9 protein-coding genes are annotated in these 12,899 nt (G+C 68.2%); 1 reads left to right on the top strand and 8 read right to left on the bottom strand.

The annotated features are described in order from the left end of the window. The 4 genes from OHA70_RS18705 to OHA70_RS18690 all read right to left on the bottom strand — a co-directional run bounded on the left by OHA70_RS18705 (window position 1) and on the right by OHA70_RS18690 (window position 4,293). Window positions 1-1,305 (bottom strand): M1 family metallopeptidase, encoded by a 1,305-nt coding sequence (locus OHA70_RS18705; protein WP_328334268.1) that lies wholly within the window; start codon window positions 1,303-1,305, stop codon window positions 1-3. Between the two features lie 33 nt (window positions 1,306-1,338). Beyond that, window positions 1,339-2,205 (bottom strand): MOSC domain-containing protein, encoded by an 867-nt coding sequence (locus tag OHA70_RS18700; protein ID WP_328334266.1) that lies wholly within the window; start codon window positions 2,203-2,205, stop codon window positions 1,339-1,341. A 72-nt stretch (window positions 2,206-2,277) separates the two neighbouring features. Further along, a complete protein-coding gene (locus OHA70_RS18695) occupies window positions 2,278-3,084 on the bottom strand; it encodes a spermidine synthase (RefSeq protein WP_328334264.1) in 807 nt (268 codons plus the stop codon). Window positions 3,085-3,105: 21 nt separating this feature from the next. After that, window positions 3,106-4,293: a glycerophosphodiester phosphodiesterase gene (locus tag OHA70_RS18690; protein WP_328334262.1), complete on the bottom strand. Its 1,188-nt coding sequence runs from the start codon at window positions 4,291-4,293 to the stop codon at window positions 3,106-3,108. A 174-nt stretch (window positions 4,294-4,467) separates the two neighbouring features. Here OHA70_RS18690 and OHA70_RS18685 point away from each other — a divergent pair, with 174 nt between their 5' ends. Then, window positions 4,468-5,472, top strand: coding sequence for a malate dehydrogenase (locus OHA70_RS18685; protein ID WP_328334260.1), 1,005 nt, complete (start codon window positions 4,468-4,470; stop codon window positions 5,470-5,472). A gap of 60 nt (window positions 5,473-5,532) precedes the next feature. On the opposite strand, the gene OHA70_RS18680 is transcribed toward OHA70_RS18685, so the two are convergent. From OHA70_RS18680 to OHA70_RS18665, 4 genes are all read right to left on the bottom strand, one after another. Then, window positions 5,533-8,025, bottom strand: a complete 2,493-nt coding sequence (locus tag OHA70_RS18680; protein ID WP_328334259.1) for a glycosyltransferase — start codon at window positions 8,023-8,025, stop codon at window positions 5,533-5,535. A 192-nt stretch (window positions 8,026-8,217) separates the two neighbouring features. After that, entirely contained in the window at window positions 8,218-11,565 is a 3,348-nt protein-coding gene (locus OHA70_RS18675; RefSeq protein WP_328334257.1) for a S8 family serine peptidase, read from the bottom strand. Window positions 11,566-11,754: 189 nt separating this feature from the next. After that, window positions 11,755-12,024 carry a DUF3017 domain-containing protein gene (locus tag OHA70_RS18670; protein WP_328334255.1) on the bottom strand — a complete coding sequence of 90 codons (270 nt, stop codon included), beginning with the start codon at window positions 12,022-12,024 and terminating at the stop codon, window positions 11,755-11,757. Further along, window positions 12,024-12,890: a bifunctional methylenetetrahydrofolate dehydrogenase/methenyltetrahydrofolate cyclohydrolase gene (locus OHA70_RS18665; protein WP_328334253.1), complete on the bottom strand. Its 867-nt coding sequence runs from the start codon at window positions 12,888-12,890 to the stop codon at window positions 12,024-12,026. Before OHA70_RS18665 ends, OHA70_RS18670 begins: the two co-directional genes overlap by 1 nt. Window positions 12,891-12,899: the final 9 nt, after the last annotated feature.

Raw genomic sequence — 12,899 nt, 5'->3', positions numbered from 1 at the left:
TCAGGCTCCGATCGTATGAGCCTTCCAGAAGGAGGTCAGATCGACGGTTGTCGCGGCCTGGACGGCGGACTTGAAGTCTAGAACTGTGGAGACGCCGTACCAATGGGTTTTAGCGTAGGTGCGGAGCATGGTGGCCATCGCCTCAGTACCGAGGACGCGGTCCAGGTCGTGGAGTAGGCAGGCGCCGTAGGTGTAGACGTAGACGCCCCAGTTGAGACCGTGGGACTTCCAGTAACCCATGTTGTTGGTGATCGATGCCGTCAGGGTGCCGGGCCAGCAGCCGTCGGCGGGATCGCCGTCGTGGAGGTCGGTGGCGTAGACGGCGAAGGCTTCGTCGAGCCACGGGTCGGCGTACTCGTTGTTGCCGATGATGCCGTACCACCATTGGTGCGCGAGTTCGTGAACGACCGGGCCCCCCGGAGCGATGAGGAGTACGAAGCCCGGGTACTCCATGCCGCTGAACGAGGTCCATCTGTCGTTCAGGACGAGGTCGATCTCGCCGTAGGGATAGGCGCCGAAGCGGCGGCCGAACTCATCGATCGCCGCTAGCCCAGTGGTCTGCGCATCGGCTACAGCGGCAGCAGTCACCGTGTTCGTCGACCAAGTGCGGACCTTGACACCACCCGGCGACGTAGCCGTCGACTGCCGGAACGGACCAGCAGCGAAGGCGAAATCCCTGACCTGCTTGGCGATACTCACTGTCCCTGCGGACGTGATTCCAGTGGCGGGCACCTGGATCGTGGCCGGATGCTGAAGTCTTACTGCGAAGTCGGCGGCCAGCGTGTAGTAGCTCTCACCGATCCCGACATCCGGCTCGAGATGCCAACCACCGACGTCATGCACAGCCAGCACCGGCAGCGCATTGCCGAAGAAGCTGTACGCACCCGAGCGCCCGAACTGCTCCAGCCGCTCCGGCGCCGTCATCGTCAGATCGAAAGAGATCACCGCATGCTTGCCAACAGCAACCACGTTGGCCAGCTCGACCTTGAGGACGGTGCAGTTGACCGTCAACGGCCCCGCCACGCCACCGCTGAGATTGCTCACCTTCACCGGCTGCTTGCAGCCGTCCCATGCATTGCCCCACAACCGCAGATAGACCTCACCCAGCGGCTTGCCTGTCGTATTCGTGAAACCGGCACTCTCGCGCCCTGTCCAGCTCCGCCCGGTCGCGTCGCTGGTCAGCGTGACGTCGTACCGCAGCGATCCCGGCCCGCGCTCTTCCTTGCCTACCGCAACGGCAGGGCTGACGGCAACGGTTGCCGAGAGCAAGAGACAGCTGAGCAGGAGGACAACGATCCGGCGCACGGCAGCTCCCCACAGGTGGTGGAGCTTCGCAGGTTAGCGAGCCGAGGGCGCCGGATCGACGCCTTCCGGCAACCATTCGTGTACCAAGATCTCATCGCCCACGGCAACTACTCCCGGGGTCAGCACGGCACCCTTGATGCCGAAGCTCACGCCGCCGCCGTAGTCCGGCTGCCGCCGGTACTTCGCCAGCGTGCGGGTCGGCTCAGGCCCACGCTTCTCCCCCGTCACCTGGTCCACGGTCGGCACCGCACATCGGATCCCCCGGGCCGAGTAGCCGAATTCGAGCGCGCCCGCCGATGCCCGCAGTACGTGATCCTCCGTATGCGCCTCGGGCCAGCCCTCGATGACGATGTTCGGACGGAAGCGGTTCATCGGGATCGCGTCCCCACCGCCCGCCACGATCCGCTCGTTGAGCCCGTCGAGCGAGGACAGCGACGTGATCATCAGCGCGTGCGCGTCCCCGAAGCTGGAGAGTCCCTTGTGCACACCCCAGCCGGGCCGCTCGTGCTCGGGCGTGACCCGGACGAATCCGACCGGCCGCTGCAGCCGCTCGGAGAACCACTCCTCGGCGGCCGCGTCCTGCACCACCCCAGCCCCGAACCATTTGCCGAACAGGCTCACGTCGCGGCGCTTCCCGTCGTACGCGACCGGTACGACGAGGTCGTCGGCGCCGTCAGCGCTCAGCCGCAGCGAGTCGCCGTCGGCCAGTACCTCAACATGCAGCGGCGCCATCGCCGGCAACACGCGCTGGCTGAGGAAGGTGCCGTCCGAAGGATCCACCAGCATGAAGTTCCGGTCATGCCGCAGCCCGGTCGCGAGCACGTCGGCCCGCTCGACGGACACCCCGGCAAGACCCTTCACGGGGTAATACCTCAGCTCGGCAACCCTGGCAGCAGACACCCGCCCAAAGTTACCTGCCGCCCAGCTCCAGCCAGCCAGGCTTTGGCCTAGGTTGACAGCGTTTTGTCCAGTTCAGCGGCCGAACGTGCCGGCCGGAGCCGCTGGGGACGCGAACCCTTCCGCATCCGTCAACGGCGCCGCCTTGCCCGCGAGCTCGCCCAGTGGCAGCACCTCGTACGGCGGTTGCGCCCGCCGCCCCAACGGCACCAGGTCCGGTACCGGCTGCCGCGACCCGACCAGGACGACGTTCCCGAACCCCTTGCCCCGCAGCACTTTGCGCTCAGCCAGTACGACGCCGTCGCCCAGCCCCGCCTGCAGCGTTGCCGCCACCCGGCGGACGAAGCCCAACCCAGCGGTGCCGTCGATCAGGTTGAACACCAGCACGCCGCCCGGACGCAGGATCCGCGCACACAAGGCGACGAACTCGGCTGTGACGAGGTTCGCCGGGACAGCCTCGCGGACGAACGCGTCCACGATCACCACGTCGGTCGAGTCCTCGTAGATCTCGGTGATGCCGGCCCGCCCGGTGACGCCGCGGACCTTGATCCCGGAGCGCTTCGGCAGCGGAAGCGTCTCGCGGACGAACTCGGTCAGGTCCTCGTCGGGCTCCAGCACGATCTGCCGGGACCGCGGCCGGGTGACGGCGACGTACCGGGCGAGCGTCAGCCCGGCGCCGCCGACGTGCACGACCGAGATCGGCTGCTTGCGGGCGGCGACCAGGTCGAGCACGTCGCCGATCCGCCGGACGTACTCGAACGCGAGGTTCGACGGATCGGCCAGGTCGACCTGGGACTGCAACGACCCGTCGACGCGGAGCAGGAAAGTACCGTCCGGCTCCGCCTCGACCGTCGCAGTCCCGGTGCCTACCTTTCGTTCCACCCGGTCATCTTGCCAGGCAGATCAGCGGGACTCCGCCTCGGCCGCGACCGCGATGTCGGTGTTGTCGGAGAACAGGCCGTCGATGCCGACCTTGCGGTACGCCGCGATCTCGCCGAACAGGTTGCCGGAGTCCGACGGCACCGCGTCGGAGTCGAAGTCGGCCGGCAGGAAGGTGTTCTCGACCCGGAACGTGTACGGGTGCACGACCAGGCCGGCCCGGTGCGCGTCGCGGACCAGGTCGGTCGGCTTGCCGAGCTTGCCGGCCGCGTCGAGCGGGATGATCTGGTCTTTCGACGGGCCGACACCGTCGGCGTAGGTCGCGACCTCGCGGAGCCCCTTGGCGGACACGATGTCGGCGTAGGTGCGCTTGTCACCGCTCACCACGAAGTCGTACGGCGCGCCGGCCGAGCTGGTCAGCTGGACCAGCGGGACGCGGAGCTGCTTGTCGAGCGCCTTCAGATTCGCCACCTCGAAGGACTGGACGAACACCTTGGCGTCCGGGCGGTTCAGGTTGTTGCGGTTGAGCGCCTTGATCAGCTCCGGCTCGAGCGCCAGCCCCTGCTGCCGGAAGTAGGTCGGGTGCTTGGTCTCGGGGTAGATCCCGATCGGCCGGCCGAGCTCGCGGGACAGCCGCTTGGTCAGATCGATGACCTCTTGGAAGGTCGGGATCTGGTAGTGCCCGTCGAAGACCGTGTTGTGCTGCCGGACCGCCGGGATCCGTTCCTTCGCGCGGAGCGTCTTCAGCTCCTTCAGCGTGAAGTCCTCGGTGAACCAGCCGGTGGTGGCGACGCCGTCGAGGTTCTTGGTCTTCTTGCGGTCGGCGAACTCCGGGTGCGCCGCGACGTCCGTCGTACCGCTGATCTCCGGCTCGTGCCGGGTGACCAGGACGTGGTCCTTGGTGGTCACCAGGTCGGGCTCGATGTAGTCGGCGCCCATCCGGGCAGCCAGCTCGTACGACGCCAGCGTGTGCTCGGGCCGGTACCCGGAGGCGCCCCGGTGGCCGACGATGACGAAGTCGTCGTGCTTCTTCGCCGCCGCCAGCCGGGCGGCCGGGGCCAGCTCGGCCGAAGCCTGTGCGTTCGAGGCCTGGGCAGCCGGCTGGGCGGTGGTCTGCGGGGACGAGCTGGACAGCTGCGGGACGAAGACCGACGCGCCGACGGCAACAGCCGAGGCGGCGACGGCGACGAACCGGCGGGGCACCGAAATCATCGAACTTTCTCCTAACAAGTCAGGGACTGAGCACACAGTGGGTTCGGTAGAAGGCGGGACGGAGTCCTGGCCGTGAACGGGTGGTGTGGATCACCTGACCCACCGTCGCCTGTCTGCGCCGGACTTGCTAGCGTCCGAAGGGAGTCCGTCGTTAATCCCTTTGAGGAGCGTGTCGTGAGCAAAACCCCAGTGAAGGTCGCCATCACCGGCGGCGCCGGTCAGATCGGATACAGCCTGCTGTTCCGGATCGCGAGCGGCGCGCTGCTCGGGCCGGACACGCCGGTCGAGCTGCGGCTGCTGGAGGTCACCCCGGCGCTGAAGGCGCTCGAAGGGGTCGTGATGGAGCTCGACGACAGCGCGTTCCCGACGCTGGCCGGGGTCGAGATCGGCGACGACGCGAACAAGATCTTCGACGGCGCGAACCTGGCCCTGCTGGTCGGCGCCCGCCCCCGTACCAAGGGGATGGAGCGCGGTGACCTGCTCGAGGCCAACGGCGCGATCTTCACCGTCCAGGGCAAGGCGCTGAACGAGCACGCCGCCGACGACATCCGGATCACCGTCACCGGCAACCCGGCCAACACCAACGCGCTGATCGCCAAGTCGAACGCGCCGGACATCCCGGCCGAGCGGTTCTCCGCGCTGACCCGGCTGGACCACAACCGCGCGCTGGCCCAGCTGGCCAGGAAGACCGGCACGCACGTCACCGACCTCAAGAAGCTGACCATCTGGGGCAACCACAGCGCCACCCAGTACCCGGACATCTTCCACGCCGAGGTGGCCGGCAAGAACGCCGCCGAATTGGTGGCGAACGACGCTGAAGGCACTGCCTGGCTGGAGAACGACTTCATCCCGACCGTGCAGAAGCGCGGCGCGGCGATCATCGAGGCCCGCGGCGCATCCTCGGCCGCCTCGGCCGCGGCGGCCACCGTCGACCACGTGCGCGACTGGGTCCAGGGCTCGGCCGACGGCGACTGGCTGTCGATGGCAGTCGTCTCCGACGGCTCGTACGACGTCCCGGAGGGCCTGATCTCCTCGTTCCCGGTGACCACCAAGGACGGCGACTACGAGATCGTCCAAGGCCTGGAGATCAACGACTTCTCCCGCGCCCGGATCGACGCCAGCACCAAGGAGCTCGGCGAGGAGCGCGACGCGGTCAAGGCGCTCGGCCTGATCGGCTGATCTCCCCCGAACAGCAGAAACCCCACGGGCGCCGAGAGGGCCCGTGGGGTTTTCAGTTCTTCAGGACTTGCCGAGGAACGACGACAAGGCTTCGGCCGACCGGCGGCCGTCGTGCACCTCGCTGATGTAGACCGGCCCGGCACCGGCCGCCTTGCGCGCCGCCTCGCGGTCCGCGATGAGCCGCTCGACGACGTTGCGCAGCTCCCCCGGATCCGCCTGCACGATCGGTACCTCCATCGGCAACCGGTCCCGCACCCGCTGCGGGATCCGCCCGACCACCACGCGGCCGGCCGCCATCGCCTCGGCCGCCAGTACGCCGTACGAGCCGTTCCGCAGGTCGTCGACCACGATGTCCGCGGTCCGGGCCAGCGCCAGCAGCTCGGCGCGCGAGCGGTTCTCGATCGTCTGGTACTCGATCAGCCCCAGGTCGTGCAGATCGGTGAGCACCGGATCGACCATCCCGAGGTGCAGAACGACCGGGGTGTCCCGGTCCAGCACCGGCAGGGCCGCCGCCGGGTCGGCAGCCTCGATCACGAACGGCAGCCAGACGCTGTACTCGACCGAATCCACCAGATCAGGCGCCGTCACGAACCGCGGCCCCTCGTACTCCGCGAGCCGCTCCGAAGTCACCTGCCACCGACGACTGCGGACGTCCGCCGCGTGGAAGACGACGCCGTGCGCGATACCGGACGACTCGAGGAACTCCAGATCCTTCGTGAACCACTGCAGCGCGGTCTGCCCGAGCAGCGCATGGCCGGACTCGAACAGAACGTGGCTGACCCCGTTCTCCAGCATCTGGTCGGCATGCTCGATCCGCCAGCCGACACTCTTCTTGTACTCCGCCGAGCCGGCGACCCGATCGACTCCGAACTCGTCGGCGACCCCACCCACCTGCAGCGACTCGCCTTCGAAGCCCGGCTGGTGCCGCTCGACAGCGCGCGCCCAGGCCCAGGCCTGGCCGTCCGTGTTGGTCGGCCCGATCAGCAGCCGGGACCGGACGGTCGAAGCCTGCGGCTGGACGGCCAGCTCCCGGCCGAGCAGCTCGCTGTAGAGGGTGCGCAGCTTGTCCGCCTGCCCACTCCACGCGGCTTCCTGCTTGAACGTCGGCGAGGCCAGCCGCTCGCGGTACTTGTTGGTCCGGCCGAGCAGCAGTTTCGCCTTCTCCGCAAGGTCTTCGGGGTTCCCGGCCTCGAAGGACTCGCCGATCCCGAACTGGGCCACGAACTCCTTCATGCTGGACATGTCGCTGACCAGCACCGGCAATCCACCCAGGCTGTACTCGAACAGCTTGTTCGGCATCGCCATCTCGTGGTTGGGCGCGCGCAGCATCGGGATGATGCCGGCGTCCGCGGTCGAGAGGAAGGCAGTCACCTCGTGCGGCGCGACCGGGTGCAAGTAGTGCATCCGGTCCTCGACGCCGATCCGGATGGCGAGCTTGCGTAGTACTGCGACCGCAGGCTGGTCCGGCGACGGCACGGCGACCACGGCGAGGTGCACGTCAGGCATGTTCGGCATCGCCCTGATCGCGGTCTCGACCCCTCGTACCGCCGTGATGCCGCCGCTGTAGACCAGCAACGGGACGTCGGCGGACAGCCCGGTGACCGTCCGGATGTCCTGCGTGAGCTCGATCTCGCGGGGAATGTCCGGGGTGTTGAGAATGACCTGCGGCAGGTGATCGAGGTTGTTCTCCTCTTTCAGCCGCTCGGCGATCGCGGAGCTGACCGTGATCACCCGGTCGGCCGCACCGAGGTACTCCTTCTCGTGATCGGCCCAGGCCGCGATCCACCGCGGCGTGCGGTGCCCGTACTGCGCGATGCCGGGCACGTACTCGTGCGCGTCGTAGACGATCTTGAGGTTCCGGCCACGCAGCTTGGCCCGGCTCGAGGCACGGGCGGCCACGCCGACCAGGTGCATGTCGTGCGCGTGCAGCACGTCCGGGGCCAACTCGTCGAGGACCTGGCCGAAGATCTGCTCGTAGTCCCAGGCCTCGGGAACGACCCCACGCCAGGAGACCGGCCGTTCCAGCCGGTTCACCCGGCCGTCGTACCAGGCCCAACTCTTGGCGAACATGTTGTTCTGGCTGAGCATGAAGTCCCGCCGGATCCGCACCCCGACCGAGGCGGCTCCCAGCCAGCGTTGCCGGATCACCCGGCTGACGACCCCCACCCGGAACGGGATCGGGCCCGCGGCGCCGGCCCGGCGAGCGCCGACCGCGTCGCCCGACTCAGCCTTCAGGTCGGCCTGCCTGGCCGCGATCCGGGCCTCCCGGGCAGCAGCGTCGACGGCCGACTTGTAGCCCACCAGGGGCAACCGGCGGGCGCGTCGGCGGGCACGCCGGCGCCTGAGGTCGTCGCGAAGGGTGAACGCGCTGGGCAGCCTGGCCATGACGGTGTTGCCGTCCAGGCACTTCATCGACAGCACGCCGTCAGGAGACACCCCGAGCAGCGTGACCCGCACCCCGGTGCGGGAGATCGCCATCGCTTCCTTCAGCACCCTGCTGTCGTTGTCGACGGCGTTCGCCACCATCATCACGACGTGTTCTGCCGTTGCCACTGAATCCTCGGTTCCATCGTCTTACGGTCCAGACCGGTTGGCCATTCTGCCCTCTCGATGGAGCACTGCCGGGCGAAAGTTATGCCCCTGGACTGCAAGAAGGTGCAAATTTCGCCTGGAATACACGAAGAGACCCCCGGACACTTCCGGGGGTCTCTCGCAGTGATCAGCTCAGTTCACCGAGTAGCATTCTCAGCGAAATTGGTACGCCCCGATCGTGGTCTGATCCGTCGTGTTTCCGGCCGCGTCGACCAGGTGCGCCCGCAGCGAAACCGCGCCGCCCTTGGGCGTGACGAAGATTGCTCGGTACCCAGACCCGGTCCGCACCACAGTGGCCGATTTCCAGGTCTTGCCGTCGTCGCCGGACACCTTCAGCTCCAGCTTCTTCACGGCCGGCAGCGCAGTACTTCCGGGCTGCGCCGTCAGATGGATCGGCAGCACCGTCACCGGCGACCGCCTGACCGTGTTCTTGCTGTCCACCGCGGGCTGGTAGCCCACAGTGCGCAGCGGGATCAGCTGATCCTTACCGGAGCCGGCCGACTTGAAGGTGAAGGTCAGATCGATCTTGCTCGACTGCTTCAGCAGCGACGACCGGTCCAGCGAGGTCACGTACTTGTACGACGCCTTGCCCGCCGGCAGGTCGCCTACCACGAGATCGCCGAACCACTCGGACTCGCCGGCCAGCTGGCCGTCCCGGTAGAGCTTGCTGCTCTGGCTGTCCGCGGCGGTCGCCCCGTCGTTGCCGTCGGCATCGGTGGTCGAGAAGAGCCCGAGCTCCAGCTCGTTGCCGGTGCGCGTCGTGTAGAGCGGCGTCGGCGCGAACACCGCCGCGTTGTACCGCTCCTGGTACGACTTGCCCGCCCGGTACGTGCGCTGCGGCGAGGTCAACCGGCTCACCGTGATCGGGAACGGGTCCTGCGGATCCGTGCTCGGCATGATCTCGGACACCTCGGTGTTCCAGCCCGCCGGCGCCGGATCGACGTACAGCTTCGTCTTGGCCGGCAGGTCATAGGTCAGGATCGGTGTCCAGGCGCCGCCAAGACCTGGCGCGTAGGGGAACACGCCCCGCTCGACCTGCCGGTCGGCGGTCGCGTTGATCGACTGCGTCACCGTCGCCAGGTCCTTGGCCCGGACCGCGCGCTGGAACCCGTCGTAGAAGACGTTCGGCTTCGTGTTCACCAGCCCGTACAGGTACGGCGTGTTGGTGAAGCCGTTGTCGGTGGTCGGCAGGCCCCAATTGGAGATGACGTGTGAGGCCATCTGACCGGCCGGAGCCGGTCCGCCCAGGTTGGCGGTGTGCACCCCGTCGAAGTCGAAGACCAGGATGCTCGAGGTCAGGCTGCCCGTCTCCGGCGAGCCTTCGCGGTCGTAGCCGACGTCGGCCAGGACCACCTTCGCGTTCTTGTCCGGGACCGTGACCTTCACCGGTTTGGCCGTCCGAGCGTCGAACACGACCGTCTTGTCGCTGGTCAGCTGCAGCAACGGCTGGACGACCGAGTAGCTGTCGTACCCCTCGGAGTTCGGCCGCTCGACCGTCTGGTCGCCCTGCAGCAGGTAGTCGCCCTTGGGCAGCCTGACCGTCGACGTACCGCTCGGGTCGCCGTAGAAGTCGAACCAGGGCTTCGTGAGACCGAAGACCAGGGAACCACCGTCGGCGGTCGGCTTGCCGTCGGTACCGACCTGCTTCATGGTCAGCGTGTAGCTCTCGACCTCCTTGTTCACCCCGACCGGGGAGACCACGGAAGTACCGGCCGCGGTTGCGGTGACCCGGCCCGAGTACAGGCCGTCCGGCCCACTGTGCTTGGTGTTCGAGGTGGCCTCGACACTCGCGGTACCACCGGCCGGCACGGTCACCGAGGACGCGCTCAGCTTGATGGAATCGGCAGGAGCCGAGGCTCCGGTCGAGTCGGACAGCGACGCGCTGAGAGCGAGCGTCACGGCCTGGTCGCCGAGATTGCGATAGGTGATCGTCTTGGTCACCGGGGCGTCGTCGGTGTGCGGCCACTGCGCAGTCCCGAACGAGACACTGCCCGGTTCGGCGATGACGGACTGGGTGATCGCCTTCGCGACGTCGATCCGGCCGGCGCCCTGCTCGAACGCGGACTGGTTGGCGGCGACCTTGGCCGATGCCATCAGCGCGCCCTTGAGCTCGGTCGCCTTCCAGCTCGGGTGTTGCTGCGCCAGGATCGCGGCCGCCCCGACGGTGTGCGGGGTCGCCATCGAAGTACCGGAGAGACGTAGGTACTTGTCACCGACCGGTTCGCCGATCACGCCGTCCTTCGCCCTGGCGGCGACGATGTCGACGCCGGGAGCGGTCACGTCCGGCTTGAGCGCGCCGTCACCGATCCGCGGTCCGCGGCTGGAGAAGTCGGCGAGCTGGTTCTGCTTGTCGACCGCACCGACGGTCAGCGCGGCATCCGCGCTGCCAGGCGACTCGATCGACCCTTCGCCCGGGCCGCTGTTGCCTGCGGCCACTACGAACAGGGTGCCGGTCTGCGCGGTCAGCCGGTTGACGGCCTCCTCGATCGGGTCGAGCTCCGGGGTGTCCTGACCGCCGAGGCTGATGTTGACCACCTTCGCCTTCACCTCGGTCGCGGCCCACTCCATCCCGGCCAGGATCGCGGAGTCGGGGCAGCCGTCCAGCTGGCAGACCTTGCCGTCGTAGAGCTTCGCGTCCGGCGCGACGCCCTTGTACTTGCCTGCCGACGCTGCGGCGGTACCGGCGATCGTCGACGCGACGTGGGTGCCGTGACCGACGTCGTCACCGGCCGGGCCGTCAGTGAAGTTCTTCGCGCCGGCGACCTGAGTGGCCAGGTCCGGGTGGGTGGCGTCGATCCCGGTGTCGAGCACCGCGACCGAGACACCCTTGCCGGTGTAGCCGGCCTTCCACGCCTCCGGGGCGCCGATCTGCGGGACGGACTGGTCCAGCGAGATGTGCCGCTTGCCGTCCAGCCAGATCTTGTCGATCCCACTGGCCGACCTGGCCGTTTGCGCCTCGGCCAGGAAGCTTGCGGTGGTGTTCTTGTCCACCTTGAGCGCCGCGCCGTTGATCACCGGCAGGTTCCGGCTGACGGTCGTACCGGCGGGAGCGGACCGTTTCGCCTTGCCCTGGTAGGTGACGACGAGCGGGATCACCTTGCTCGACTTGTCGTCGTACCCGGCCTTGATCAGCCCGGTGACGTCGAACAGCCGGCTGTCGATCCGGCCCGACGTCACCGCCGCACTGACGTCGGACGGAATCACCAACAGGCGGTCCTTCTGCCGGGTGGCCTGGAACGTCACGCCACGCCGCCCAGGTCCCGGCTGGATCGACGCCTTGGCCTGGTCGCCGCCGTGTAGGGTGACCTTGTCACCCGTGATCAGCGTGACGACCTGGTCGGGGGCAGCCACCTTGGCCGCCCTGCCCTTACCTGCTTCTGCGGTGCTCGTTGCGGTGCTGCTCGCTTGTGCCTGCCCGATGGCGGTGACGCCCAGGCTCAGCACGGCCAGCGAGGCGACAGCGGTCAGCCCGAGTCGCCGCGATCTGGTTCTGGATCTCACGATGAGTCCCTCCCATTTGGTTGTCCTCAACAGGTGCCGCCTGTGACCTCACAGTGCGGATGCAGGACGACACATAGGGTGAGACGCAAAGACCCCCGTGCAACGTTGCTCGGCAGCCGACATTGACCCGATCAGGTCAATCCCAGCCAGACCAATGCCTCAGATCGTCAGCGGGCCAGTGCGGGACGATCAGTTGGGGACGATCAGGCCGAGGATGCCGATCGCGGCGCCGACGCCGGTCAGCAGGAAGATGTCGAACATCCGGCCGCGGACCCGCAGCAGGCCGGCCGCGCTGTCGCTCAGGCTGACCCGGAGCAAGGCCGCGAACAGGACGCCGCCGGCGAAGATCAGTACGCCGTTGCGCCAGTTGTAGAAGGTGAGGGTGATCAGGCCGGTCAGTGCGACCAGCCCGGACAGCACCAGCGGCCACTCGGAGCGCCGCTCTGCCTGGGCAGCCATCACCCGGCGCTGGCCGCTTGGGCCGCTTCAGCTGCCTCGACGACGTTGGTGAGCAGCATCGCCCGGGTCATCGGGCCGATCCCACCCGGCATCGGCGCGATCCAGCTGGCCACCTCGCGGGCGGCGTTGTCGACGTCGCCGACGATCTTGCCCTCGGCGTTGCGGCTGGTACCGACGTCCAGCAGGACCGCGCCCGGCTTGACCATGTCGGCGGTGATCAGCCCGGCCGAGCCGGCGGCGGCGATCACGATGTCACCGGTCTTGACGACGGCGGCCAGGTCCTTGGTACCGGTGTGGCACTGGGTCACGGTCGCGTTCTCGGACCGCCGGGTGAAGAGCAGCCCCATCGGCCGGCCCGCCGTGACACCACGGCCGACGACCACCACGTGCGCGCCGGCGATCGGTACGTCGTACCGCCGGAGGATCTCGACGCAACCCTTGGGGGTGCACGGCAGCGGGCCGTCCTGGCCGAGTACCAGCTTGCCGAGGCTCATCGGGTGCAGGCCGTCGGCGTCCTTGGCCGGGTCGATCAGGCCGAGGATCTCGTTGGTGTCGACGTGCTTGGGCAGCGGGAGCTGGACGATGAAACCGGTGCACTCCGGGTTCTCGTTGAGCTCGACCACCTTCGCCGCGATCTCGTCCTGCGTCGCCGTGTCGGGCAGCTCGACCTGGATCGAGGAGATCCCGACCGCCGCGCAGTCGCGGTGCTTGCCGGCCACATAGGCCCGGCTGCCCGGGTCGTCGCCGACCAGGATCGTGCCGAGCCCGGGCACGACGCCCTGCTCGGCGAGTTTGGCCACCCGGACCGCCAGCTCGCTCTTGATCGCCGCCGCAGTCGCTTTTCCGTCCAGAATCTCCGCCGTCACAACACCGGA

Source organism: Kribbella sp. NBC_00382, assembly GCF_036067295.1.
Taxonomy (GTDB): Bacteria; Actinomycetota; Actinomycetes; order Propionibacteriales; family Kribbellaceae; genus Kribbella.
Note: the sequence above shows the minus strand (reverse complement) of the source record. Positions and strands in the feature narration are given on the sequence as shown.

Excerpts from the sequence above, each read along its gene's own strand:
- OHA70_RS18690 (WP_328334262.1), bottom strand. The coding sequence starts at position 4,293 with ATGATTTCGGTGCCCCGCCGGTTCGTCGCCGTCGCCGCCTCGGCTGTT.
- OHA70_RS18670 (WP_328334255.1), bottom strand. The coding sequence starts at position 12,024 with ATGGCTGCCCAGGCAGAGCGGCGCTCCGAGTGGCCGCTGGTGCTGTCC.